The sequence below is a fragment of the Saccharothrix sabaoui genome (genome assembly GCF_051756985.1).
Taxonomy (GTDB): domain Bacteria; phylum Actinomycetota; class Actinomycetes; order Mycobacteriales; family Pseudonocardiaceae; genus Actinosynnema.
The window spans coordinates 15,107-38,697 of record NZ_JBPKJK010000046.1 but is presented as its reverse complement, the minus strand read 5'-3'; the positions used below and the strand labels follow the sequence as shown (position 1 = coordinate 38,697).

Annotated in this window: 26 protein-coding genes and 1 pseudogene; 11 read left to right on the top strand and 16 right to left on the bottom strand. The window is 69.6% G+C overall.

All coding sequences use genetic code 11. From position 1 onward, the window contains the following. Positions 1 to 226: 226 nt before the first annotated feature. The 3 genes from ACR807_RS16695 to ACR807_RS16685 all read left to right on the top strand — a co-directional run bounded on the left by ACR807_RS16695 (position 227) and on the right by ACR807_RS16685 (position 2,123). A complete protein-coding gene (locus tag ACR807_RS16695) occupies positions 227 to 658 on the top strand; it encodes a hypothetical protein (protein WP_438922237.1) in 432 nt (143 codons plus the stop codon). 204 nt (positions 659 to 862) lie between these two features. Then, positions 863 to 1,888 carry a sulfite exporter TauE/SafE family protein gene (locus ACR807_RS16690; RefSeq protein ID WP_498371970.1) on the top strand — a complete coding sequence of 342 codons (1,026 nt, stop codon included), beginning with the start codon at positions 863 to 865 and terminating at the stop codon, positions 1,886 to 1,888. A gap of 19 nt (positions 1,889 to 1,907) precedes the next feature. Continuing rightward, positions 1,908 to 2,123, top strand: a complete 216-nt coding sequence (locus ACR807_RS16685; protein ID WP_438922235.1) for a heavy-metal-associated domain-containing protein — start codon at positions 1,908 to 1,910, stop codon at positions 2,121 to 2,123. 68 nt (positions 2,124 to 2,191) lie between these two features. On the opposite strand, the gene ACR807_RS16680 is transcribed toward ACR807_RS16685, so the two are convergent. From ACR807_RS16680 to ACR807_RS16660, 5 genes are all read right to left on the bottom strand, one after another. Then, positions 2,192 to 3,202, bottom strand: a complete 1,011-nt coding sequence (locus tag ACR807_RS16680; RefSeq protein WP_438922234.1) for a pyridoxal-phosphate dependent enzyme — start codon at positions 3,200 to 3,202, stop codon at positions 2,192 to 2,194. Next, on the bottom strand, positions 3,202 to 4,530 hold the full coding sequence (locus tag ACR807_RS16675) for an MDR family MFS transporter (protein ID WP_438922233.1): 1,329 nt from the start codon (positions 4,528 to 4,530) through the stop codon (positions 3,202 to 3,204). The genes ACR807_RS16680 and ACR807_RS16675 overlap by 1 nt, the downstream gene beginning before the upstream one ends. Then, a complete protein-coding gene (locus ACR807_RS16670) occupies positions 4,527 to 5,618 on the bottom strand; it encodes a PLP-dependent cysteine synthase family protein (RefSeq protein WP_438922232.1) in 1,092 nt (363 codons plus the stop codon). Before ACR807_RS16670 ends, ACR807_RS16675 begins: the two co-directional genes overlap by 4 nt. A gap of 245 nt (positions 5,619 to 5,863) precedes the next feature. Beyond that, entirely contained in the window at positions 5,864 to 6,346 is a 483-nt protein-coding gene (locus tag ACR807_RS16665) for a hypothetical protein (RefSeq protein ID WP_438922231.1), read from the bottom strand. Positions 6,347 to 6,505: 159 nt separating this feature from the next. Next, positions 6,506 to 7,636: an NlpC/P60 family protein gene (locus ACR807_RS16660; RefSeq protein ID WP_438922230.1), complete on the bottom strand. Its 1,131-nt coding sequence runs from the start codon at positions 7,634 to 7,636 to the stop codon at positions 6,506 to 6,508. 44 nt (positions 7,637 to 7,680) lie between these two features. Here ACR807_RS16660 and ACR807_RS16655 point away from each other — a divergent pair, with 44 nt between their 5' ends. Together ACR807_RS16655 and lnt are read left to right on the top strand one after the other, a co-directional pair. Next, the gene (locus ACR807_RS16655; RefSeq protein ID WP_438922229.1) at positions 7,681 to 8,154 is read left to right on the top strand and encodes a hypothetical protein; all 474 of its coding nucleotides are present in this window, start codon (positions 7,681 to 7,683) and stop codon (positions 8,152 to 8,154) included. A gap of 68 nt (positions 8,155 to 8,222) precedes the next feature. Next, positions 8,223 to 9,764: an apolipoprotein N-acyltransferase gene (gene lnt, locus ACR807_RS16650; protein WP_438922228.1), complete on the top strand. Its 1,542-nt coding sequence runs from the start codon at positions 8,223 to 8,225 to the stop codon at positions 9,762 to 9,764. Here the strand turns inward: lnt and ACR807_RS16645 are convergent. After that, complete coding sequence (locus ACR807_RS16645) at positions 9,730 to 10,185, bottom strand: DUF2231 domain-containing protein (protein WP_438922227.1); 456 nt, start codon at positions 10,183 to 10,185, stop codon at positions 9,730 to 9,732. The genes lnt and ACR807_RS16645 overlap by 35 nt on opposite strands. A 51-nt stretch (positions 10,186 to 10,236) precedes the next feature. Here ACR807_RS16645 and ACR807_RS16640 point away from each other — a divergent pair, with 51 nt between their 5' ends. Together ACR807_RS16640 and lgt are read left to right on the top strand one after the other, a co-directional pair. Continuing rightward, positions 10,237 to 10,539 carry a hypothetical protein gene (locus ACR807_RS16640; protein WP_438922226.1) on the top strand — a complete coding sequence of 101 codons (303 nt, stop codon included), beginning with the start codon at positions 10,237 to 10,239 and terminating at the stop codon, positions 10,537 to 10,539. Positions 10,540 to 10,560: 21 nt separating this feature from the next. Beyond that, positions 10,561 to 11,370, top strand: a complete 810-nt coding sequence (gene lgt / locus ACR807_RS16635; RefSeq protein ID WP_438922225.1) for a prolipoprotein diacylglyceryl transferase — start codon at positions 10,561 to 10,563, stop codon at positions 11,368 to 11,370. Here lgt and ACR807_RS16630 read toward each other — a convergent pair. Further along, positions 11,362 to 11,706, bottom strand: a complete 345-nt coding sequence (locus tag ACR807_RS16630) for a TlpA family protein disulfide reductase (RefSeq protein WP_438922224.1) — start codon at positions 11,704 to 11,706, stop codon at positions 11,362 to 11,364. The two genes, lgt and ACR807_RS16630, sit on opposite strands and share 9 nt — an antisense overlap. A 28-nt stretch (positions 11,707 to 11,734) precedes the next feature. Beyond that, on the bottom strand, positions 11,735 to 12,205 hold the full coding sequence (locus tag ACR807_RS16625; RefSeq protein ID WP_438922223.1) for a class E sortase: 471 nt from the start codon (positions 12,203 to 12,205) through the stop codon (positions 11,735 to 11,737). Positions 12,206 to 12,294: 89 nt separating this feature from the next. Between ACR807_RS16625 and ACR807_RS16620 the strand changes: the two genes are divergently transcribed. Next, complete coding sequence (locus ACR807_RS16620; RefSeq protein WP_438922222.1) at positions 12,295 to 13,155, top strand: F510_1955 family glycosylhydrolase; 861 nt, start codon at positions 12,295 to 12,297, stop codon at positions 13,153 to 13,155. Here ACR807_RS16620 and ACR807_RS16615 read toward each other — a convergent pair. Next, a complete protein-coding gene (locus ACR807_RS16615) occupies positions 13,148 to 13,798 on the bottom strand; it encodes a M23 family metallopeptidase (protein ID WP_438922221.1) in 651 nt (216 codons plus the stop codon). The two genes, ACR807_RS16620 and ACR807_RS16615, sit on opposite strands and share 8 nt — an antisense overlap. A gap of 390 nt (positions 13,799 to 14,188) precedes the next feature. Between ACR807_RS16615 and ACR807_RS16610 the strand changes: the two genes are divergently transcribed. Continuing rightward, the gene (locus ACR807_RS16610; protein WP_438922220.1) at positions 14,189 to 14,560 is read left to right on the top strand and encodes a class I SAM-dependent methyltransferase; all 372 of its coding nucleotides are present in this window, start codon (positions 14,189 to 14,191) and stop codon (positions 14,558 to 14,560) included. 271 nt (positions 14,561 to 14,831) lie between these two features. On the opposite strand, the gene ACR807_RS16605 is transcribed toward ACR807_RS16610, so the two are convergent. The 3 genes from ACR807_RS16605 to ACR807_RS16595 all read right to left on the bottom strand — a co-directional run bounded on the left by ACR807_RS16605 (position 14,832) and on the right by ACR807_RS16595 (position 18,280). Continuing rightward, positions 14,832 to 16,196 (bottom strand): multicopper oxidase family protein, encoded by a 1,365-nt coding sequence (locus ACR807_RS16605; RefSeq protein ID WP_438922219.1) that lies wholly within the window; start codon positions 16,194 to 16,196, stop codon positions 14,832 to 14,834. Positions 16,197 to 16,353: 157 nt separating this feature from the next. Continuing rightward, complete coding sequence (locus tag ACR807_RS16600) at positions 16,354 to 17,769, bottom strand: hypothetical protein (protein ID WP_438922218.1); 1,416 nt, start codon at positions 17,767 to 17,769, stop codon at positions 16,354 to 16,356. 67 nt (positions 17,770 to 17,836) lie between these two features. Then, positions 17,837 to 18,280 carry a hypothetical protein gene (locus ACR807_RS16595; RefSeq protein ID WP_438922217.1) on the bottom strand — a complete coding sequence of 148 codons (444 nt, stop codon included), beginning with the start codon at positions 18,278 to 18,280 and terminating at the stop codon, positions 17,837 to 17,839. A 53-nt stretch (positions 18,281 to 18,333) separates the two neighbouring features. On the opposite strand from ACR807_RS16595, the gene ACR807_RS16590 reads away from it, so the two are divergent. Further along, positions 18,334 to 18,483: a hypothetical protein gene (locus ACR807_RS16590; protein ID WP_438922216.1), complete on the top strand. Its 150-nt coding sequence runs from the start codon at positions 18,334 to 18,336 to the stop codon at positions 18,481 to 18,483. Positions 18,484 to 19,098: 615 nt separating this feature from the next. Here ACR807_RS16590 and ACR807_RS16585 read toward each other — a convergent pair. The 3 genes and pseudogenes from ACR807_RS16585 to ACR807_RS16575 all read right to left on the bottom strand — a co-directional run bounded on the left by ACR807_RS16585 (position 19,099) and on the right by ACR807_RS16575 (position 22,233). Continuing rightward, positions 19,099 to 20,571: a YibE/F family protein gene (locus tag ACR807_RS16585; protein WP_438922215.1), complete on the bottom strand. Its 1,473-nt coding sequence runs from the start codon at positions 20,569 to 20,571 to the stop codon at positions 19,099 to 19,101. A 310-nt stretch (positions 20,572 to 20,881) separates the two neighbouring features. Then, positions 20,882 to 22,036, bottom strand: a pseudogene (locus ACR807_RS16580) (cytochrome c oxidase subunit I); the annotation flags it as partial. Beyond that, positions 22,012 to 22,233: a hypothetical protein gene (locus ACR807_RS16575; RefSeq protein WP_438922214.1), complete on the bottom strand. Its 222-nt coding sequence runs from the start codon at positions 22,231 to 22,233 to the stop codon at positions 22,012 to 22,014. The pseudogene ACR807_RS16580 and the gene ACR807_RS16575, both read right to left, overlap by 25 nt. Before the next feature lie 95 nt (positions 22,234 to 22,328). Here ACR807_RS16575 and ACR807_RS16570 point away from each other — a divergent pair, with 95 nt between their 5' ends. After that, positions 22,329 to 22,913, top strand: a complete 585-nt coding sequence (locus ACR807_RS16570; protein WP_438922213.1) for a TetR/AcrR family transcriptional regulator — start codon at positions 22,329 to 22,331, stop codon at positions 22,911 to 22,913. 91 nt (positions 22,914 to 23,004) lie between these two features. On the opposite strand, the gene ACR807_RS16565 is transcribed toward ACR807_RS16570, so the two are convergent. Further along, positions 23,005 to 23,586 carry a hypothetical protein gene (locus ACR807_RS16565; protein ID WP_438922212.1) on the bottom strand — a complete coding sequence of 194 codons (582 nt, stop codon included), beginning with the start codon at positions 23,584 to 23,586 and terminating at the stop codon, positions 23,005 to 23,007. Between the last annotated feature and the right edge of the window lie 5 nt (positions 23,587 to 23,591).

Here is a 23,591-nt window from a genome sequence, read left to right as displayed (position 1 = left end):
GCTTATCCACCTGACCGACAAGGAGTCCACCATGCCGGGCGTGCCGAACACCGACGTCGGCACGCGGCTCAAGGTGGAGGACCTGGAAGGCCCCGACGCCTAGCGTCGCCGTCGAGCCGTGTGCACAGGCGGCGGGATCTGCCGCCACGTCGTCCTATCCCTCTGGCCAAGGCGTTTGACGGATCCGAAGGCGGCTTCGAGGGCGTCGAGTCGTACCATCACCGCCGTGCCAGGTACGGCCCGCCGTCGCCAGGCCGCGTGTGGACGCCTCGCGCGGCTGGTTGTCGTGCTGGCCGTGTTCGCCGGGTTCGCGATCGGTCTCCAGTGCACCGACGGCATGGCCCCGGCCATGCCCATGGCACACGGTGTCACCTCCGCCTCCTGCGCGTGCGGTTCACCTGCCGCGGACATGGTGCTCGGCACGTGCGTGAGCCTGGCAACCGTCATGGAAGAGGGCTCGCCGAAGTCCGACGGCCTGGGCGGTGCGCTGGCGGTCTGTCTGGCGTTCCTGGTCGCCGTCGTGGCCGCCGCCGCGTCGCTGGGTCCGGACCGGCTCCGCGGCGTCTTCCGGCTGCTTCGACCCGCCCCCGCAGTAGTGGTCCGTGCGGTCCGGCCGCGGGCGCTCAGCCTCGCGGAACTCTGTTTGCTGCGGACGTAGGAGGAGTCTGCCCGCGTCACGGACCGCATGTCGAGGCGCGGATATCACCGCGCGCACCGACTCTCCGGTCGGAGGCGTTCGTCGTCCCTTCCTCTTCCGTTCTCCGCTGGAGGCATTTCCGTGAGTCTTGGCGCTGTCCTGGTCACCGGCCTGTTCGCAGGCGGCGTATCCTGCGCCGCTGTGCAGGGTGGTCTGCTCACAGGCTTGATCACCCGGCAGAAGGCCGCAACCACCGAGCTGGCCGCACCTCCGCGCCGGACGAAAAGTCGAACCCGCCACAGCGGGACCGACGCCGCGCGCGACGAGCAGACCGTGCTGGCCGCCGAACCGCCCACGTGGCGGGCCCGGCTCGCCGACGACATGGTTCCGGTCGGCGGGTTCCTGGCCGGGAAGCTCGTGTCGCACACCGTGCTCGGCGCGTTGCTGGGCGCGCTCGGCAGCGCCGTGGAGCTGTCGGTCGGCGTTCGCACGTGGCTCCAGATCGGCGCTGGTCTGCTGATCATCGTGTTCGGCCTGGCCCAGCTCGGGGTGCCGGGCTTCCGCGGCATCGTCGTCGAGCCGCCGATCTCCTGGATGAAGCTGGTGCGCAACCGGGCCCGTTCGCAGGCTGCGCTGGCTCCGGCGCTGCTCGGGGTGGCCACGGTGCTCATCCCGTGCGGGGTGACGCTGTCGGTGGAGGCGCTGGCGTTGACGTCGGGCTCGGCTCTGGCCGGGGCGGCGACCATGTCGGTGTTCGTGCTCGGCACCGGGCCGCTGTTCGCCGTGCTCGGCTACGCCGCTCGCAAGGCTGCCACCGCATGGCGGGGACGACTGGCCGTGGTCACCGGGCTGGTGGTGCTGGCCATGGGGCTCTACACCCTCAACGGCGGGTTGGAGTTGGCGGGCTCGCCGTTGGCGGCCAGCCGGATCACCCAGGCCGTGGGCGGCTCCGACTCGCCGGCCGACACCACGGCGGCGTCCGTCGTGGATGGACGGCAGACCGTGGTGATCACCGCACGGACGGGCTCCTACAGCCCGGCGAACGTCCGGATCCAGTCCGGCGTGCCCACCACGCTCGTGGTCAAGTCGGACGGCGTTCAGGGCTGCGCGCGGTCCTTCGTCATCCGCGAGGAGCACAAGATCCTGCCGGTCGAAGGGGAGACCCGCGTGGACCTCGGCGTGCTCCAACCGGGACGGTTGGACTACGCGTGCGGCATGGGCATGTACACCGGCGTCATCACCATCGTCTGAACAGGAGTCCACAGTAGCCATGACGACATACGTGTTCCAGGTCGAGGGTATGCACTGCGGCAGCTGCGCACTGCTCATCGACGACACACTGGAGGATCTCCCCGGCGTGCTCGACACGCAGACCACGGTCAAGCAGGGACGCAGCACCGTCGAGCTGGACCTGAGCCGGAACAGCCCGGAGGACGTCATCCAAGCGATCGAGGAACTCGGATATCGCGCGTCGCCGATGACGTGACGGTGTAGCCGCACGGTTCGGCGGTACAGGCACACAGCCTGTACCGCCGAACCGTGCGGATGGTGTGCTCAGCTGCTGGTCTCGACGATCCCCGAGCGCAACAGTCCGTGGAGGCGGCTGAGGTCGACGTTGCCACCGGAGAGCACCACTCCCACGCGTCCGCCGGGAGCGTGGACCTTGCCCGCCAGCACCGCTGCGGCTGCCAGTGCGCCGGAAGGCTCGACGACCAGCTTCATCTCGTTGAACAGCAGTGCCATCGCCGCGCGGATCTCGTCGTCGTCCACCACGAGCACCTCGTGCACGTGACGGCGGATGAGCGGGAAGGTCAGCTCACCGGGGATCTCGCCGGTGACGCCGTCGGCGATGGTGCGCGGGACCGGGATCCGCACTCGTTCCCCTGCACGCAACGACCGGCGGTTCTTGTCCCCCGCCGCGGTCTCGACGCCGATCAGGCGGGTGCCCTGGTCGGCTGCCGCGGTCACCACACCGGCTCCCGCCAGTTGGCCTCCTCCGCCCAGCGGGATCACCAGCACGTCGAGTTGTCCTGCCTGGTCCAGGAACTCGGCGGTGGTGGTGCCCGCGCCGGCGATCACGTCGTGGTGATCGTACGGGGGAATCGAGGTGAGGCCGTGTTCGGCGGCGAGCCGGGCGGTCAGGGCGAAGCGGTCCTCGGTGTAGCGGTCGAAGGTCACCACTTCGGCGCCGAGTCGTCTGACGGCGGCGAACTTGGCCGGCGGGGCGTCGGCGGGCATCACCAGCATCGCGGTGCTGCCCACCGCCGCGGCGGCCGAGGCCACGGCCAGGGCATGGTTACCCGAGGAGAACGCGATGACGCCGCGCGCCAGTTGCTCGGCGCTCAGCCGTGCGACGGCGTTGCAGGCGCCCCGGAATTTGAACGAACCGGTGCGCTGCAGATTCTCGCATTTGACCAGCACCTGGCCGCCGGTGTGCTCGTCCAACGGGGCCGCGTGCAAGACGGGCGTTCTCACCGCAGTCTCGGCCAAACGTGCTGCGGCGTCGTGCACGTCGCGTGCCGTCACCGTCGCGGCGGTGGGTGCCTGTTGGGGTTGAGTGCTCATCACTTCGTCCTTCCGCTGGTGGCGGCTGTGGTGGCCGTGGGTTGCACGACGGCCGGTGAGACCGTGGACGGCAGGTGCCCGGCTCGCAGCAGCAACGCGAGCGCACCTGTGCCCACCGCACCCGTGGCGGTCAAGGCGATCCACACCAGAGCGGGCCACCCACTGGTCAGGCCCACGCCCCACACCCACCCGGTGGCCAGGTTGCCCAGCGTGATGCCGATTCCCGACAGGGTGTTGTAGAAGCCGTAGTGCGTGGCGACCAGACGACCATCGGCGAGGGTGACGATCGTGTCCATCTCGAACGGGTAGGCGATGGCCATGCCCACGGTGAGCAACACCGTGGACACCAACGCGGGCGTCAGAGTCAGCACCGCCGCACCCACGCCCGCCGCCGGTGGCGTCGACAGGTGAGCGGTCATCACCAGCGGCAGGAACGACACCGCCATCAGCCCCAACCCGGTGGTGACCGAACGGCCCGCGCTCCACCGGGTGCGGGCCCACGCGGTGAGCCGCACCTGGCCCAGGATAGCCACGACCGCCGACACGGCGAACAGAGCGCTGCTGCCGGTGTCGCCCGCCTCCGCGCCGAGCACGTGCGCGGCTTGCAGCGGCAGGGCGAGGTAGATCTGCGACGACAGCACGTAGGAGCTGATCATCGCCAGGGAGAACAGCAGGAACGCCCGGTTGCCCACCACCGTCCGCCAGTCCGCGAGCACCCCGGCCGCGCCGGTCGGGCGCTCGGCGTCGTGGTCCTGGCCGCGCGCGGGCAACGCGCGGAGTTGCAACACTGCCAGCACGGTGAAGATCGCCGCGGCGGTGAGGCACACGACCCGGAAGTCGAGCGTGATCAACGCCAGTCCGACCAGCGGGCCCACCAGGATCCCGGCCTGGTAGAAGACGTTGAACACGGCGAACGCCTCGACCCGCTTCGGACCGGCGTCGGCCGCGACGTAAGCGCGGACCGACGGGTTGAACAACGCCCCGGCCAGACCGGTCGCCACGGACGCGACCAGCAGCGCGGGCAGGGTGTCCACCACACCCAGCAGGGCGAACCCCACGGTCCGCAGCGCGCACCCCGCGATGATCATCGGCTTGTAGCCGAGCCGGTCCGCCAGCGCACCACCCAGCAGGAACAGGCCCTGCTGGCTCAACGTGCGCACGCCCAGCACCAGCCCGACGGTCCACGCGGCCATCCCGAGCCCGTTGGACAGGTGGTTGGCCAAGTAGGGCATGAGCATGTAAAAACCGAGATTGATGCCGAACTGGTTGACCACCAGCAGTTGCACGCTGCCGGGCAGGGCACGCAACTGCCGCCACGTGCCGGTCATCGCCCGGCCCTCAAGTGCGCCAGGCGCGGGTCGGTCACCGGGTCGGTGACCGTGGTGCACCGGGTCCAGCGGTCCACGACCCGCTCGCCGGGGTGCGAGATCTGGTCGGGGTGCTCGGAGGGGGCGCGGTCGAGCAGGTTGTGAGTGTGGCAGAAGGTGTCGTTGTAGACGGTGTCGAAGTAGCGCTGCGGCCCGTCCGGGAAGATCGCCGCGATGCGGGTCTCCGGCGGCAGCGTGCGGGCCAGCCACCCCGCCACCAGGCCGACCGCGCCCACGCTCCAGCCTCCGCTGGCGTAGTGGCCGGTCGCCAGCTCCCGGCACGTCCACACCGCCTCCGGTGCGGTGACCCAGTGCACCTCGTCGAACGCGCGGTAGTCCACGTTGCGGGGATAGATGCTGCTGCCCAGCCCACGCATCAACCGCGGCCCGGCGGGCTGACCGAAGATCGTCGAACCGGCGGTGTCCACACCGACGAGCCGCAGCCGCGGGTTGTAACGGCGCAGCGCGCGGCTGACGCCGGCGGAGTGGCCGCCGGTGCCCACGCTGGTCACCAGCACGTCCACCCGGCCCAACTGTGCGACGAGCTCCATCGCCAGCGGCTCGTAGGCGGTAACGTTGTCGGGGTTGTGGTACTGGTCCGGGCACCACGCGCCGGGCTCGGCGTCAAGCAGTTCTCGCACCCGACGCCTGCGCGCCTCCTGCCACCCGCCGACCGGATCCGGCTCGGCGACGATGTCCACGCGCGCGCCGTAAGCACGCAGCATGTGCACCATCATCGGCTCCATGCCCGGGTCGGTGACCAGGGTGACGGGGTGCCCGTGCACGATGCCGGCCAACGCCAGCCCCAGGCCGAGGGTGCCGCTGGTCGACTCGACGATCGGGGCGCCCGCAGCCAACTCGCCGCGGTCGCGGGCGCGTTCGAGCATGTGCAGCGCGGGCCGATCCTTGATACCACCCGGGTTGTGGCCTTCGAGCTTGGCCCAGAACCCCCGGCCATCGTTGGTGAACGGCTCGTCGATCCACAGCACCGGCGTGTTGCCCACCACCCCGGCCGGCGTGTAGCAGGGCGCGGCGGCGGAGGTGAGCACTAACCGCGCCGAGGACGGCACGGGCTGCTCGGCAACGTCCGCACCAGGGCGTGCGGCAACGACTGGAGAAGAAACAGACATTGGAAGAAGACCTCTTCGATAGTAACGAAACGACAGCGTTCAACAGCCCTGAGCCGAGCGCGCCGTGGACCAGCCCGTTCCCGAAGTCCGCCCGCGGCGTGTTCACGCGGGTGCGGCGCCTCCGGCACGGGGGCGGCGACGGTGGTGGACGCCTCGGCGACCTGTCACTGCCGCGACACGCAGACCATCACCAGCAACCGGATGCCAGAGAGGGGGCACACCACTGGGATCTCTGCCGCAGGACGCCAAGAAGCGCCGGCGGCGTCCTGCGGCTGAGGTGCGGTCACCTGCACAACGGGTAGCTCCGGGGAGCGGACTGTGTCAGCCTGCACAGCCAGCAGTCCCGTCCCCGACGGCCCGCAGATCGGGTCGTCGTGCTCGGCCGGAGTGCCCGATCCGTCCGGGACGTCGTACGAGTCCGACGGGCCGCCTTCAGCCGCCAGGTCGTTGTCCCCGTGATGATCGTGAACGACCGCGGTGTCGAAGAGCGGTTGAGACGTCCGAGCACCTACCGCCTCGAACGACGTGCGTGCCTCGCTGTCGACATGCCCATGGCAGAACAACACACCGAGCAGGGCGAGAACGGCCGTGAGGATGGCCGTCGAACCGCCGCGCGGTCGCGCGCCCCCAGTGGCAGCGATAGGCACATGGCCACCCTACCGAGATCTTCACGCACTGTGCCACTTCAGACACGAACCGTGAAATGTGACTAATGTGACACAAATAAGGAACAGTCCGACAACAAAACCTGATATTTTTGTTACGGAGCGTCAACTAGCGAGCACTCATCGAGCACGCCGCCTGGGTCAGCCCACCACCCTGCGGGCACCGATGTAGTGCCCGTCGCCGCGCAACGGGCGGACGTCGACCAACTGCCCTTCGGTGGGCGCGTCCACCATCTTGCCTTCGCCGACGTAGATCGCCACGTGGTGGATGGCGGCGGGATTCCCCGTTCCGTCGTCGTAGAACACCAGGTCGCCCGGCTGGAGTTGGTCCTGGGACACCGGCTTGCCCACGCGGTACTGGTCGACCGCGACCCGCGGCAACGTGACGCCGGCGGCGGCGTAGGCGAACTTGGTCAAGCCGGAGCAGTCGAACGCGGCCGGCCCGTTGCCACCCCACTGGTACTGCGATCCCCGCTTGCCGAGCGCCGTCTGGAGCGCGGTGTTGGCCGCACCGAGAGGGCCGAGGTAACTGCCGGTGTCCTTGACCTGCCCGAAGCCCAGGTTCGACTTCTCGGTGGAGCTGAGCCGGTTCATCGCCTTGCGCAACTCGCCGATGCGACCGTCCAGGTCGGTCTTGCGCTTGCCCAGGTCGTCGTTGAGCTTCGCCGCGTCGTCCGCGGCCTGCCCGGCGCGGTTCCTCGCGTCTTCCGCGTTCGCACGGGCGTCGTCCGCCTGCGCCACCGCCGCACCCAGCCGATCCAGTGACTCGGCGTTGTCGGCGGCCAGGAGGTCCAAGGCCGACATCCGCTCGAGGAAGTCCTGCTGCGAGTCGCTGACCAGCAGCGCGGACAGCTGGTTGAACCGGGCGCCCTCGAAGGTCGCCTCGGTGAGCAGGTCCACTCTCCCGCGGAACTGCTCCTCGTCGGCCTTGGCTCCGCCCAGCGCCTGCTCCGCCGAGGCCAGATCGGCGTTGGCGCGGTCGAGTTCCCCTTGTTTCGCGGTGAGGTCCTCCTGGGCTTTCAGCAGGTCGTCGTTGAGCTTCTCCGCCTGTTCGCTGAGCTCTTCGTACTGCTTGACCGCATCGGATTCGGCCGGCTGCGCGGCAGCGGGACCGGAACTCGTTCCGATGACGGTCATGACAGCGGCGGCGGCGAAGGTGGCTCGCAGGCCGCGTTCGGTTCGTCGCGACATCACGTGGGCAGATACCTCCTCGGTCGGGGTGGTGGACGGCTCCTCGGAAGCAGGCCGGACGGTACAAGGAGCCGGGGACATGTCTACTATGAGGTTTAGTAGACCGAGAGAGCGGGGTGCGATCTGTGGTTGGGCTGTGGAGTTGGCCTCGCGCGCTTGTCGGTGCAGCGCTCAGTGCGATCGCGGTCGCGGTGCCGACCGATGTCATCGACAACCCGCTCTTCACCCGGATGACCCCGGTGCGCTGGTGGGAACTGCCGGTCATGGTGTGCATCGCCGCCCTGACGGCGATGTGGGCCGGACTTCGGCCACAGCGCGCGGAGAGCGTCGGCTCGGCCCGCACTTGGGGAAGTTCGCTGCTTGGCGCGCTGGCCGTCGGGTGCCCGGTGTGCAACAAGGTGGTCATCGCACTCTTGGGCACGTCCAGCGCGCTTGCCGTGTGGGCTCCGCTCCAACCCCTGTTGGCCGTGGCCTCGCTGATCATCCTGGCGACCGCAGTGGCCGCCCGATGGCGGCTCCGCGATTGCGCGCCGCAGACGTGTCCACCCGCGCAAGGCGAGGCAATCCCCTTGCAGCGGGACGCGAAGAACTCGGTGTGACCGCCACGCCACCGGTCGCCGACCTCCCCGGCCGGCCGGCACGCCCTGACCCTCGTCAACCCGTACCGATGTCCACAGTAGAAACGAGGCCGCCGGTGGTGCCGGTCAAGACGGTCGGACGCACGACGTGGCGGGCGGTCGCGACCGCGGTGGTCGGCGGCGTGAGCTTGGCGTTGGCGTTTCCACCGTTCGACCTGTGGCCCCTGGCCGCGCTCGGACCCGCCCTGCTCGTCCTGTCGGTAGCCGGCCGCCGTTTGCGCGTCGCGTTCGGGCTCGGGACGGTCTTCGGGCTGTCCTTCTTCGGCCCGTTGCTGTGGTGGTTGAGCAACCTCGGTCTGCTGCCGTGGATCGGTCTGGTCGTGCTCCAGGCGTTGTTCCTCGGCCTGCACGGGGTGCTCGTCCGGTTGCTGATGCGGCTGCCGTGGTGGCCGGTGGCGGTCGCGGCGAGTTGGGTGGCGGTCGAAGCCCTGCGTGGCCGGTTCCCGCTCGGCGGGTTCCCGTGGGGCCGGTTGGGCTTCAGCCAGGCGGACGCCCCTTCGTTGCCCTGGGCGAGCCTCGGCGGGGTTCCGCTGTTGACCCTGCTGGCGGCGGCCACCGGCACGGCGTTGGCTTGGGCGGTACTGTCGGGCGTCCCGTGGAAAGCCGGTGCGGCGGCGGTGCTGGCCACCGGTCTGGTGTGGACGGCCGGGGTGGTCCTGCCCGCGCCGAGCGCGTCCGACGACGACCTCGTCGTGGCGGTGGTGCAGGGCAACGTCCCGCGCGGGCGCACTCTGACCGAACAGGTGCGCGTGCGGCAGGTCACGCAGAACCACGCCGACGCGACGCTGCAACTGGCCGAGGACGTGCGGGCCGGGCGAGTGCCCGCGCCGGATCTTGTCGTGTGGCCGGAGAACTCCACCGATACCGACCCTCGGGGCAACCCTGTGGTCGCCGAGGCCATCCGCTCAGCCGTGCAGGCGATCGACCGCCCGGTGCTGATCGGCGCGATTGTCCGCGAGGGCGGTCGGATGTTCAACGTCGGCCAGTTGTGGTTGCCCGACCGGGGTGCTACCGCCGAGTACGCCAAGCGGCAGCTCGTGCCGTTCGGCGAGTACGTGCCGGGCCGGTCGCTGTTCGGCTGGGTGGGGCAGTTGCAGTACGTGCCACGCGACTTCAGCCCCGGCACCGGAGACGGCGCGCTCGACGCCGCCGGCACCCGGATCGGCGACGTCATCTGCTACGAGGTCGCCTACGACGGCCTGGTCCGCTCGTCGGTCGAAGCCGGAGCGGCCTTGCTCGTCGTGCAGACCAACAACGCCACCTACATGCTCGACGGCCAACGAGGCGAGACCCTCCAACAGCTCGCCATGGCGCGGGTGCGCGCGGTGGAGCACAACCGACCCGCGGTAGTCGCCTCCACCACCGGGGTCAGCGCCGTCGTCCGACCGGACGGCTCGATCGCCGCCGCCACCGAGCCGTGGGCCAGGCAGGTCCTGGTCGAACGGGTCAACCTCCGCACCACGACATCGCCGTGGCTGTCCCCCTGGCTCGAACTCCTGGCCTCCCTGCTCGTGGTGGCCGCGACGGTCGCCGGGCTCAGGCGCGCCGATGAGCGAGCAACGCCCCGATGACACCGCCAGCAAGGACAATCGCCGCACCGATCAGCGAGGTGACGAGCGCCTGGACGCCCAACGGCTGGTCGACCGGCTCGGAGCGGCGCAGCACGTAACCGACCAGGAAGGTGACCGCCACGGTTGTCATGAACGCGAAGTGAAGCAGCACGAGGACGTGTGACCTGGTGCGGACCGGCACGGGGAGCGCGTCGACGAACCCCGCGATGCCCGCCGCCAGGGCCGCGAGCAGGCCGTAACCGATCCACGACGTCGACGCCCGCACCAGCGGCGCGGGATCGGCGGCCGAGTACGAGGCGATGTCCAATCCCAGACTCAATGACCAGCACCCGATCACCACCACCCCGAGCAGGGAGTGCGGCCGGAGGTGCCGGCGCAGTGGCCGTGACCGAGCCGTGTCCTTGTCCGCGTCGCTCCACACCAACCGAAGTCTACTATTTAGTATAGTAGGTCCGCGAAGGGCGTGAGGTCGATGCCGAAGGTATCGAGGACCCGGCGTGAACGCGACCGGGCGGCTGCGGCGAACCTGCACGAGGACGAGGTCTCCAAGCAGCAGAAGGTCGGCTACACGAGCGCGTACAAGCGGTGGCTGGTCCGCCGCTTCGTAGGCATCTCGCTGCTGGTTGTCGCGGTCGTCACGGGGGCCACTCACGTCGTGGTGCACCTCGGCAGCGTGCAGTTCCTGCCGACCACCGGGCTTCAGGACCTGCTCACCGGATACCCGATGGCCGGGTTGCTCGCCGTCGCGGGCGGTGTCGTCCTCAGCCGCAAATGACCACGACGTGGGAGACGATCGATGCCGCTTGCCGCTCTGCCCAGCCCGCCGACGTCGGTCTGGTACCTGGGTCCACTGCCGATCAGGGCCTACGCCCTGTGCATCATCCTCGGCATCATCGCCGCGGTGCTGCTGACCCGCCGCCGTATCCGCGCCGAGGGCGGTGACCCCGACGTCGTGCTGGACATCGCGACGTGGGCGGTTCCCTTCGGCATCGTCGGCGGGCGGCTGTACCACGTGGTGAGCAGCCCGGAGCTGTACTTCGCACCGGGCCGCAACCCGGTCGAGGCGTTGTACGTCTGGGAAGGCGGCCTGGGCATCTGGGGCGCGGTCGCGCTGGGCGCGGTGGGCGCATGGATCGGGTGCAGGCGCAACGGTGTGGGCTTCGCCGACTTCGCGGACGCCGCTGCGCCCGGCCTGGTGCTCGCGCAGGCCATCGGACGGTGGGGCAACTACTTCAACCAGGAGCTCTACGGCGGCCCGACGACGCTGCCGTGGGCGTTGGAGATCGATCCCACGCACCGTCCCGCGGCCACCCCGGACATCGGTCTCTACCACCCGACGTTCCTCTACGAGTCGTTGTGGAACCTGGGTGTGCTGTTCGTGCTGCTGTGGGCGGGACGGCGCTTCGCGTTGGAGGGCGGCCGGCTGTTCGCCCTGTACGTCGCGCTCTACACCGCCGGACGCGGGTGGATCGAGATGATGCGGGTGGACCGGGCCAACGAGATCCTGGGGCTGCGGCTCAACGTGTGGACGTCGGTGATCCTGTTCGTCGTCGTGGTCGCGTTCCTCCTGGTGCGACGCCGGAAGCCGGAACAGGCGTCAGCCTGAGCCGGCGCCGAAATGTGCCACGGCGGTCCCGACCTCCCCGGGCGTGCGGAACACCAGCGGCTCGGTCACCTGAGTGACCGAGCCGTCCGGTCGGACGAGGTAGCTGACCGGGAGGATTTGCGGCACCTTCAACGCCCGCTGCACCGCCTCGGAGTCGTCGACGACGCTCGGATACCGCACTCCCAGCGTGATGACCGTGTCCAAAGCGTCGGATGCCCGGTCCTTGACGTTGACCCCGAGCACCGGCACGGCGCCCGGTTCGGTGGCGTACGCCTGGAGCACGGGCATCTCTTCACGGCAGGGCTGGCACCAGGACGCCCACAGGTTGAGCAGCACGGTCCGGCCGACCAGCGCGTCGCCGAGATCAACCGTGCCGGGCGCGCCGAGGCAGCGGACGGCGACATCGGCGAGCGGAGACCGCGAAGTTGCCGTTCTCCCCCGGCAGCGCGGTGCCCGGGTAGTGGCCGGGACCGATTTCCAGGTCGCGGTCGGTGGCGCCCTCGACGATCGCGAACCGGAAGTCGGCACCGAACACCGGCACGTACATCTTGGCGAACGCCTCACCCTGCACGAGATCCACGCGTGACTGGCGCTGCGGGCCGACCTGCTGCACCGTGTTGGCGTCCGCGGACCACCGCTCGTCCAGCGCCGCACTCGCCTCGCCCTGCTTGCCCGCCGAGATGAGATCGGTGACGTACACCTCGTAGACGACTAACAGGAGCACCACCAGCCCCAAGGTGACGAGCAACTCGCCGAGGCCCCTGAGCATGCGCCGGCCGATGCCATCAGGCCGGCCCGCTGCCACCCGAGGCATCACCACGGTGTCGATGTCCACGACCTCTACTATGCATATTAGTACCGCGGTCCGACAAGGAGATCGCGCACCGCACCGCGTCGAGCGGCGCACTTCCCGAGGAGGACCGAATGCGACGTGGGATCCAGGTGTTCGCCTGCCTGGCGCTGGCGGCGCTGGCCACCGCATGCAGCCAGGCAAGCCCAGAGCAGCCCGGCACGGGGACATCCGGCGCGGCGGCGCCCGGGTTGGCCCACGTGCACGGCCTCGGCGTGGATCCGGCGGACGGCATGCTGTACGCGGCGAGCCACTACGGCCTGTTCACGGTGCCTGAAGGCGCGGAGGCGGAGCGGGTCGGCGATCGGATGCAGGACACGATGGGTTTCACGGTCGTCGGCCCGAACCACTTCCTGGGCAGCGGTCACCCGGACCCGAGGGACGCCGGCAAGGCACCACAGCTCGGTCTCATCGAGAGCACGGACGCCGGGAAGAGCTGGCGTTCGCTGTCGCTCGAAGGTGAGGCCGATTTCCACTCGTTGGAGGCGAAGCACAGTGCGGTGTACGGCTACGACAGTCAGACCGGGCAGCTCGCCGTCACGTCGGACCAGCGGAACTGGGACCGGCGCGGCCAGGTGCCCCTGGCCGACTTCGCGGTCAGCCCGACGAGTCCGGACACCCTGCTGGCGACCACCGAGCAGGGACTCGCCCGCAGCACCGACGGTGGACGCACCTTCACCCCGCTCACGGGCGCGCCGCTGCTGCAACTGGTCGACTGGCCGTCAGAGGCGACCATCGTCGGTGTCGCCCCGAACGGCGGGGTCCACGTCAGCGCGGACGGCGGTACGACCTGGGCCCGTCCCGGTCAGGTGCCCGGCAAACCGACCGCATTGGCCACCAACGGTCCATCCGAGGTCTTCGTGTCCACCACCACCGCGATCCACAGCTCGACCGACGGCGGCGCCACGTTCACCCAGCGGCAGGCGCTCAACTGATCCCCGCACCACGTGCCTGCAACCAGGCCAGCGGGTCAGCCTTGCGACCGTCCGGCTCCCACACCTCGAAGTGCAGGTGGGGGCCGGTCGAGATGCCCCGGTTGCCGACTCGCGCGATCAGGTCGCCGGCCTTGACCTGCTGTCCCTCGCGGACCGAGTAGCTGTCGATGTGCCCGTAGACGGTCATGGTGCCGTCCGCGCGCTCGATCTTCACCCACAACCCGAAACCACTCGCGGGCCCGGCCTCCCGGACCACGCCGTCGGTGGCGGCGTAGATGGGCGTCCCGATCCGGTTGGCGATGTCGAGCCCGTAATGGGTGGTGCCCCAGCGCGGCCCGTAGTTCGACGTGATCTCGCCCTGCACCGGCGCGACGACCTTCGGGCGGCGCGCCTCCTCCGCCTCCCGTTCGGCCTGCCGCTGCGCCTCGATGCGCTGGTCGTCGATTCGCTGCGACTTGCGCAGTTTGCCGACCTCGTCCTGGGCGGGCTTGGCCACGAGCACCACAGCCGGCGGCGCGGCTTGACCACCGACCCCGGCGAAGTTCGCCGCCGCCAGCGGCCGGATGTCACCCGACACGATCCCACCCGGCGGCGGCGCGTTCTCCGGCGAGTCCAGCACCGCTGCCGCAGCTGCTCCGATCATGATTCCACCGGCTACCACAACCACTCGGCGACGGGACACGCACAGCCTCTTCCGCTCGGGGGACGCGGGGACCTTAACAACTATCTTGGATAGTAGAAAGCTGTCCGTCATGACTGCCGGGGTCGCCGCACGCACGTGGGCCCACGTGGGCCGCCGAGCGGCGTTCTCACCCTGCTCCTACCTCTGCTTCCGATGTGATCAGCTACAGCACGGACACCACGTCAGCCCGCAGGCCGGTCTCTGTCCATTTCGCACAGCGGCGGTGAAATCAGCGGGCTACGGCGTCGCCGTGAACACGTTCCTCGACTCGTGTCACCGCAGGATCTTCGCCCTCCTGTCCCGCTCCGGCCCCGCCGAACAGGGACGACTACTGAGGCTGGGGTTCGAGTGGTGGCACGGCAGGCCGGACCCATGGGGTTCGCGGTAGACGACTACGAACAACACAGCTACCAGACCATGCTCGACCACCTCCCGGAGCGGCTTTACCGACGAGTGCTGGACGCGGGCTGCAGCGAAGGCGTGTTCACCGAACTACTGGCCGCGCGATACCCGCAGGCCGAGGTCGTCGGCGTGGACATCACCCAGCGGCCGGTCGACCGCGCTCGCGCCGGCAGTGCGTCCGGATCCGGGAAGCGGCCCCGCTACCTGCGGCTGGACATCGTCAGCGACGACTTGGACGACCGGTACGACGTCGTGATCTGCGCCGAGATGCTGTACCACCTCGGCCGTCCCGAGCGGTGCGGCAGTTGTGCCGACGACTGAGCGAGCTGCCGACGCCGGGCGGGATCCTCATCATGGCCCATCCATGGCCCGAGGCACGGCAATTGCACGCGGACCTCGAACCGGACACGGCACTGCGGCGCCTGCACGAGCACGTCGACCGGACATCCTGGCGGCCGTTCGCGGTGACGCTCTACGAGCGGCGAACCGACCCGTCCTGGACACGGTGATGAGCCCGCACGGAGCACATCACCGCGGTATCAGGAAGTCCCGCCGCGCACGCACGTGACAGGACGCGACCGGTCGTTCCGCACTACTCGACGTAGGAGACGACCGCCATCATGCCCGCCTCGCCGTGGTAGACGTTGTGGCAGTGGGTCAGCCACTGGCCCGGGTTGTCGGCGACGAAGTCGACGTCGAGGCTCCGGCCGGGCAGGACGAGCGCGGTGTCCTTTCGTGGCCCGCGGTCGCCGGAGCCGCGCACCTGGAATGTGTGCCCGTGCAGGTGCATCGGGTGGAACATCGTGGACTTGTTCTTCATCCGCAGCCGCACGTACTGCCCTTCGCGGATCGGCAGGCCGTCCTTCGGGTCGTACGGCTTGCCGTTGATCGTCCAGTCGTAGCGCTCCCCGGGGCCTTCCAGCACCAGGTCGTGCACCACATCGGGCTGCTTCACCGGCACCGCGACCCGGTCGGCCGCCTCCAGTTCGACCGCCATGAGCACGCGCAGCTCCATCAACTCCGCGACCGCCTCCGGACCGGCCGGTGCCACCTTCGTGGTCGGGTTCCGGAGGATCACCTGCGAGTACAGGTCGCGTCCCTCCGCGATGGCGAGCACCGGCACGGCCCCGTCCGGCATGGTGATGACCGCGTCCACCCGCTCGCCCATGCCGATCATCACCATGTCGGCCTCGACCGGCTTCGCCGGGAACCCGTCGGTGTGGGTCACGCGCATGCGCACCCCCGGCAGGCCGACCCGGAACGCGGTGTCGGCCGCCGCGTTGATCAGGCGAAGACGCACCCGTTGACCCGCCTTGACCTCGGTCGAGACCGGGTCGCGGAACGTGCGTCCGTTGGCAAGCACGTGGGGATAGACCAGGTCGCCCGCGTCCCCGCCCAGCAGCACCGACCGCGGCATCGCGCCCATCGACCCGTGGTCCATGCCGCCCATGCCGTTGCGCTTCAGCTCGTCCAGTGCCTCGTCGGGCGTGCGGTCGATGCCGTCGAGCCAGTCGTCCAGCACGATCACCAGCTCGCTGTCGTAGTCCGCCCCGTCCTCGGGATCCTCCACGATCAACGGCGCGTAGAGCCCGCGGTCGAGCTGCACGCCCGAGTGCGGGTGGAAGAAGTACGTGCCGGCATCCGGAACCGTGAACTCGTAGGTGAACTTCGAGGCCTGCGCGATCTCGTCCTGGGTCAGCCCCGGCACACCGTCCATGTCGTTGCGCAGGGCGAGGCCATGCCAGTGGATGCTGGTCGGGGCGGGCAACTCGTTGCCCAGCTCGACGCTGAGCACGTCGCCCCGCTTGACCCGGATCTCCCGGCCCGGCAACTGTCCGCCGTAGCTCCAGGTGTCGACCTGCACACCACCGAGGTCCACCACTCCGGTGACCGCGTTCAACCGCACGGACGTCTTCGCCGCACCGGCCGCCCGACGTGCGTTCTCGGCGTCGGCCACCTTGGGTGAGTTCGGCGCGACCGGGGTCGTGCCCGCTCGGCCGGACGACGAGCACGACGCCAGTCCGATGGTGGCCGCGGCACCGACACCGAGCTGAAGGAACCGGCGTCGGTGGAAAACCCGTCGTGTCGTCATCTCACTCCCGTCGAGCTGTCTACTATGCACCATAGTAGCGGCGTTTGCGCACGACGAGGGCACCCCACGCCACGAGTGCGACTCCGACCAGGAGCAGGGCGGTTCCCGCTGCGTACTGCCCCACCTCAGCGGGTTCGGCGCCGGCCGGCAGGTAGAGGGAACGACGCTCGGATCGGACACCGCGCCCGGCGAAGTCCACGGGCACCCACGCCTCGACCGCACGTCCCTCCGATGTCAGCTCCGCGTAGACGAACCACAGACCGACCGAAGGCAGCGTGATGTCACCGCGGAACTCCCCGGCCCCGGTGAGCGGCGCTTCCACCACCTCACCCGCGCGACGGGCCAGCAGCCGCATCGGGATCAGGTCGACGGTGGCCGCCCCTGTCGGATCCGCCACCCGCACGAGTAGCCGGCCAGCCCCCTCCGCCGTGACTTCCATCCCGACGGTGGCGACCTCCTCGCCCTGCCCGGGGTCATGGGCACGGGCCTGAGGTGGGGTCAGGAGCGGCAGGAACACGAGCAACCCGACGGCCGCCGCGGCCTTGAGGGCTCCGACACGCCGAAGGACAAGAAGGAGGAGCAGGAGCGGCACCACGACGGCCGTCGCGATCGCAGTGTCGGTCAGACCGACCGAACTGAGCCCGGTCGCGGACGCCACCAGTTGGCCCGCCACGATTCCCAGCCCGGCGAGCGGCCACCTGGCGGCGGCCCACCGGCCGGGGAAGTCCAGCAACAGCAACCCGAGCAGGGGCAGCGGCAGGTCCGGCCCCGGCCACCCCGCCAGGGCGAGCACGGCCGCGACGACCGCGCGCAACGCGACGTAGCCGGCCACCGCCCAGGTCACCGCATAGCGGCGTCCGACCACTGAACGCACGACCCACGCGGTTCCCAGGCTCACCGCGACCAACACGGGCAGGTACAGCCAACCGGCGAACTGCGGGACATCGGTGTCGTACTCCAGCAACACCACCTGGCCCGCACCGAGAAGAACCCCGCCCAACGCGCCGTGCAGCGGTCGCGATCCACCCGGACGCAGGCCGACGAACACGGCGACCAGGAGCACGAGGGTCGCCACCACGGACAACAGGTGGGGCGGTGACCACAGCACCGCGTCGCGCCCGAAGGCCGCGTGCCACCAGGCGTCGGCCGGGGCGGCACCCGCGGTCACGACGCCGGCCGCCACCGCGAGCGGCAGACCGGGTGTGCCGAGGACGGCCTTGAACGATCGAGTCCGGACCAGCACGCGCACCACCCACGTCGCGAGCACCACGCCCACCACGGCGATCGACCCGTACAGCAGCAGGTGCGGAGGGATCAACGCGTCGTCGCGTCCCACGATCGTGTGCCACCCATCGTCCCAATAGGTGGCGAACAACCCGAGAACCGCACCCGCCACCACGCTCCAAGCACCGATCGGACCCACACCGCGCTCGTCCACTGCAGACCACCCGTCTTGATCGGAGACGAGCCCAGCATACCCCCGGGGGGTAATTAGGCAAGCCCTGTCAGCCGGCTGCCTTCACGACGCAGTCGGCATCCGCGGGGACGCTGACCACCACTTCTGTCACAGCCTCGCCGAACACGTTCACCTTGGCCCCACAGATCCGTTCCGGATTGCCCAGCTCCTCGTCCTTCTTCTCCGGGAACGATCCGCCGCAGGCGCGAGTCCACGTGACGATCCGGTAGCTCCCGACGGTCATGCTTTCGGACAGCTCGGCGGGGGCGGACCGGTACGAGCATTCCAAGACGACCTTGCCGTCCGCGTCCTCGACCCTGTGGTCGAGCCCGAAGTCGCGGCCGATCTCCTGGCACATGACGTGCCACCGGCCCGCACTTGTCCAGGAGAAGGAGTCGTTGACCTTGGTGGCACCCCAGGCGATGTGCCCGCCCGACAGGTTGACCCGAGCCAGACTGCGCCATCCGTTCTGGCCGTAGGTGTAGTTGCACACACGCACGCACTCGACCCGATGATGCGGGACAACTGCTCCGCGTCGAGGTGCTCGTGTCGCTCGCGGTGATGGCGTTCTCGAACGCGGCCGACCGGCTCCAGTCGGCGTTGGCCTGGGTGGGGCTCGAATCCCAGGTGGACGTGACGCTGTCCAGGATGGCCAGACGCAACGGAGTGGAGGTAGAGGACCGGTTCCAGTGGTAGTTGTTCCAACTGTTGGTGGCGTTCACGGGCAACGCGGTCGTCACCAAGGCAGCGATGACCATGGGCACAAGTGCCCACAGGGGTTAGCGCATGGCGGGCCCCTCAGGACGCAGGGACGGTGCCCGTGAGGTGCCGGTACCACAGTGCAGTGAGCCACGTCCCGACCGCCGACCACACCTACGAAAGTAGGACTTCGATCGCCTACGCAAGTATTACTATGTCTGATAGTAGCCAATCATCCAACCGTTGCAATCGGACTGCTATCATTCGTAGTAGGGACGTGCCAGAGCGGTGGATTCCTGCCACATCGACGCCCTGTCCGGCGCCGGACGGAACTTCCTGATCCTCGACGCCGCCGCACAGGTCGGCTGCCCCTGGCTGCGGCGGGGACTCACTGCGGCTGTTCGCCCCCGCCCGACACAGCCGCAATCGTGGATCCGCCCTGTCGGGCTAGGTCGGGCACGACGCCGCCTTGCTCGGCACGCACCTGGACCGCCACCTCGTCGACGGCGCTGTCAGGGCCGCTTCAGCGCACCCTTAGGATATCCAGAGCTGACCCGATCGTGCTCGACCGACCTGTCGTCACCCCGACACCCCACACCCGGATCCGCCTCGTCATCCCGGTCCCGTACGGCGCAGCGACGGTCGGTCGTCGGATTCTTCTCGTGCGGTCCGTGCCCGCCGCGATCGCGTTGTCGCTGGTCCTGCCAGCTCGCTGGCACCGGGGCGTCGCCAGGGGCGCTTGGCCGGGTCGTAGCCGGTGCGCAGGTCGCCGGTCACGCGCTTGCGCCACGCCGGTTCGGACGCGGATTCAGCAGAGGACGCCCCAGAGGACGACTTCCCGGGGGACTCCGCGCGGGATTCCGGGGCGGACTCCGATTCGACGCCGGCCGGCACGGGTTCGCGACCGGCCACGAACGCGGCCAGGGCGGTGGTGATCGGCACGGCGGCCACCAGGCCGATGCTGCCCACCAGGGTCCGCACGACCTCCTGCGCCACCTCCTGCGCGGTCAGGATCTCGCCCAGGCTCCGCCCGGACAGCGAGAACGCCAGCAGCAACGGCAGCGCCGCGCCCGCGTACGCCATGACCAGCGTGTTCACCACGGACGACAGGTGGTCGCGGCCGATCCGCGACCCCGCCGCGTACAACTCGCGGAACCCCAGCCCCGGGTTGGCCCGCCGTAGCTCCCACACCGCGCTGGTCTGCGTCACGGTCACGTCGTCCAGCACGCCCAGCGCGCCGATGAGCGTGCCCGCCAGCAACAGCCCGCGCGTGTCGATGCCGTGCCCGAGCAGTGACACCAGGTTCGCGGTGTCCTCATCGAGCCCGGTCAGCTTGGCGGCCGCGGAGAACAGCGCGCCCAGCACGCCGATCAACCCGAGGCTCGCCAACGTGCCCAGCACCGCGGTGGACGTCCGGGCGGACAGCCCGTGGGTCAGGTACAGCACCACGAACATGATCAGCCCCGCGCCGACCACGGCCACCGTCAGCGGGTTCTCACCGGCCAGGATCGCGGGCAGCACGAACAGCACCAGCACCACGAAGCTCAACGCCAGCGCGCCCAGCGCCGCCAACCCCTGCCAACGCCCCAGCAGCAGCACGGCCACCGCGAACAGCACGGCCAGCAGCAGCAACGGCACCCCGCGCTGGAAGTCGGCCAACTGGTACGACGTGCTCTCCCCGGGGTTGCCCCCGCCGTAGGACAGCACCACCGCGTCGCCGACCGCGAACTTCGGCGTGCCCGGCTGGTCCGGCACCGGGACGCGGATCTCCCGCCCGGCTGCCGCGCCGTCGCTCATCTTCACGGTCACCAGCACGCACCCGGTGGCGCCCGGCTCGGTCGCGTCCGGCCCGCATCCGCCCTGGACCACGGCGGTCACGTCGCCGCGCACCGGCACCTGCGCCAACCCTGCCGCCGCACCCGTGGGCTGGTCTCGTCCGAATGGATACAGCAGGAGCGTGCCGACCACGGTCGCCAGCACGAACGGCAGCAGCAGGACCAGCAGCAGCTTGCGCACCGGCTTGGAGGCGGGCTCGGCGGGGCCGTGCCCGTGGCCGTGGGCGGCGATCAGGTCCTTGACATGCACGTGTACATACTGCCCGAACCACCTCGACCGGGCGCATCCAGACAGTTCGCCCGCCGCACAGGTCCAGTGGTCGACGACCTGACCGGCGACGCGGCCACTTTAGTATTCGGTATCCAGGGCGGCCACGCCGTCGTGGCGGCGTACGTCGACAGCGTCATCGGGCCGGTGCGGGCGGTGCCCGACTTCCGCTTCGCCCGCCGCTCCCCGGAGGCGGGAATCCGTGGGCACGTGGGTGAGGAGTCGTTCCGGCAGGGGCACAGCGCAGCCGATGGGGGTTGCTGCTGCCCGCACAACCGCCGCGTCATTTGCCCTACTGGTTCCGCTCACCGGTCTCTTGCTCGCGATGGTGTGGAGGTGTCGGGTTCTCGCGGTCGGTGGCGGCCAGCACGGCCTCGGTCAGTTGATCCGCAGGGGTGCTGCGCCCCGGCCGCTTGACCAGGGACACGTGTGCTTCGTCGCGCATCCGCTGCACCATGTGCGGGTAGTGCAGCTCGAAGGCCGGCCGCTCGGAGCGGATGCGGGGCAGCTCGGTGAAGTTGTGCCGCGGCGGCGGGCACGAGGTCGCCCATTCAAGTGAGTTGCCGAAGCCCCACGGGTCGTCCACAGTGACGACTTCGCCGTAGCGGCAGCTCTTGAACACGTTCCAGATGAACGGCAGCGTGGACGCGCCGAGCAGGTAGGCGCCGATGGTGGAGATGGTGTTGAGCGTGGTGAAGCCGTCGCTGGGCAGGTAGTCCGCGTACCGGCGTGGCATGCCCTGGTTGCCCAGCCAGTGCTGGACCAGGAAGGTGGCGTGGAAGCCGAGGAACGTCGTCCAGAAGTGCAGCTTGGCGAGACCTTCGTCGAGCATCCGGCCGGTGATCTTCGGGAACCAGAAGTAGATGCCGGCGTAGGTGGCGAACACGATCGTGCCGAACAGCACGTAGTGGAAGTGCGCCACCACGAAGTACGTGTCCGAGAGGTTGAAGTCGATCGGCGGTGATGCCAACAGGACTCCGGAGAGCCCGCCGAAGAGGAACGTGACCAGGAAGCCGACGCTGAACAGCATCGGTGACTCGAACGTCAGCTGCCCCTTCCACATCGTGCCGATCCAGTTGAAGAACTTGATGCCTGTGGGCACCGCGATGAGGAAGGTCATGAACGCGAAGAACGGCAGCAGCACCGCGCCGGTGGCGTACATGTGGTGGGCCCACACCGCCACGGACAGCACCGCGATGCCCAGCGTCGCGTAGACCAGGCCGTTGTAGCCGAAGATCGGCTTGCGGCTGAACACCGGGAAGATCTCCGACACGATGCCGAAGAACGGCAGCGCGACGATGTAGACCTCGGGGTGGCCGAAGAACCAGAACAGGTGCTGCCACAGGATCACGCCACCGTTGGCCGGGTCGAACACGTGTGCGCCGAGCCGGCGGTCGGCGAGCAGGCCGAACAACGCGGCCGTCAGGATCGGGAACGCGATGAGGAGCGCATATGGCGACCGGGACCGTGATCACTGGCGAGGCCGGTGAGCTGCGCGACCACGACCAGCAGGACCAGGATGCCGACGATGATCGTGGACACCTTCACCCAGCGCGGCACCCTGGGCGGTGTGTGCGAGCGCGGTCCGCGGTCGGGCGTGACGCGGGTGTCGTCGCCGCTGGACGGATCGGGCGATGTGTTCACCAGGGACCTCCTCGGTCGTTGCACCGAGTTTATTGAGACACTGTGTCGCTGTCTGACGGAAGCGTCACAGGGTCGTCGTCACGTATACTGCGAGCGTGTCCAGGCTATGGAGCGACACGATCGACGCGCACCGCCACACGGTGCGGGAGGCGATCGTCAACGCCACCACGGAACTGGTGGGCGAGCAGGGACTGCTGTCGGTGACCATGTCGAAGATCGCCGAGAAAACCGGGATCGGGCGGGCGACGCTCTACAAGTACTTCCCCGACGTCGAAGCGATCCTGCACGCCTGGCACCAACGGCAGATCGCCGATCCCCTCCGACGACTCACCGACATCCGAGATCAAGCCGGCGACGCCCGCAAGCGACTCGAATCCGTCCTGCACGCCTACGCGCGCATCTCCCGCGACCGGTTCTCCCACGACCATCCCGGCCCTCACCTCGCCGCGCTGCTGCACCAAGGCATGCACGTCACCCAAGCCCAGCAGCACGTCCACGGCCTGATCAAGGACCTGCTGACCGAAGTAGCGGCGACCGGCGACCTCCGGGACGACGTCGCACCCGGCGAACTCGCCGGCTACTGCGTCCACGCCCTCGCGGCAGCCGGCAGCCTGCCATCCGAGACCGCGGTCCGCCGTCTCGTCACGGTCACCCTCGACGGCCTGCGACCGCCGCACTGACGTGCGCCAGCGCAGATGCCTCGCCAGCTGTCCAGTCCCCACACATGCCTGACGTCGCTCCGTTCGCAACGGCGTCCCGGCGTGTCGGCCCCTACCGGTCGGCAGGCTGAAGGCGTGCGGATTCCTGGGTGACCAGCCACCGGCCGTCCGGTTGCCGGTGCAGCACGAGAGAGCTGTCCTGGGCCGGCTTGTCACCGGCCTGCCACGTGCCGCGTAGCGCTATCGCGCCCCGGTTCTCGTCGACCGTCACCACGTCGAGTGACAGCACACCGGCGACCGACACCTTGTCGTCCCCGACCACCTTGCCCCTGGGGTGGTCGGGGTTGTCCGGTGCGAGGTACGGCAGCACACGGCGGTTGACGCGGCTCACCTCCTCCGGTCGAACGGTGTGCGCGGCAACCAGGTATGCCCTTGCGACGGACGTGGGATCGGTGAAGTCGACGCCCGGTTCGGCGGGAGGGATGCCGGATTCGGGCGGCTCGACCGGGACGGCGGCAGCGGACCTCGCGTCCGGGCCGGGAGGCTGCTCGTCCACCGAGGTGGTCGAGGCGGACGGCTGGCCGGTGGGCGGGCTTCCCGCGCCGGGGTCTTCGTCGTCCAGTGTGGAGATGAGCAGGACTCCCCCGACGAACAACGCCACGAGCACGACTCCCCGGACACTTCCCGATGCCATCACCA

Excerpts from the sequence above, each read along its gene's own strand:
- ACR807_RS16680 (WP_438922234.1), bottom strand. The coding sequence starts at position 3,202 with ATGAGCACTCAACCCCAACAGGCACCCACCGCCGCGACGGTGACGGCA.
- ACR807_RS16685 (WP_438922235.1), top strand. The coding sequence starts at position 1,908 with ATGACGACATACGTGTTCCAGGTCGAGGGTATGCACTGCGGCAGCTGC.
- ACR807_RS16620 (WP_438922222.1), top strand. The coding sequence starts at position 12,295 with ATGCGACGTGGGATCCAGGTGTTCGCCTGCCTGGCGCTGGCGGCGCTG.
- ACR807_RS16615 (WP_438922221.1), bottom strand. The coding sequence starts at position 13,798 with ATGATCGGAGCAGCTGCGGCAGCGGTGCTGGACTCGCCGGAGAACGCG.
- ACR807_RS16675 (WP_438922233.1), bottom strand. The coding sequence starts at position 4,530 with ATGACCGGCACGTGGCGGCAGTTGCGTGCCCTGCCCGGCAGCGTGCAA.
- ACR807_RS16565 (WP_438922212.1), bottom strand. The coding sequence starts at position 23,586 with ATGGCATCGGGAAGTGTCCGGGGAGTCGTGCTCGTGGCGTTGTTCGTC.
- ACR807_RS16640 (WP_438922226.1), top strand. The coding sequence starts at position 10,237 with ATGCCGAAGGTATCGAGGACCCGGCGTGAACGCGACCGGGCGGCTGCG.
- lnt (WP_438922228.1), top strand. The coding sequence starts at position 8,223 with ATGTCCACAGTAGAAACGAGGCCGCCGGTGGTGCCGGTCAAGACGGTC.
- ACR807_RS16660 (WP_438922230.1), bottom strand. The coding sequence starts at position 7,636 with ATGTCCCCGGCTCCTTGTACCGTCCGGCCTGCTTCCGAGGAGCCGTCC.
- lgt (WP_438922225.1), top strand. The coding sequence starts at position 10,561 with ATGCCGCTTGCCGCTCTGCCCAGCCCGCCGACGTCGGTCTGGTACCTG.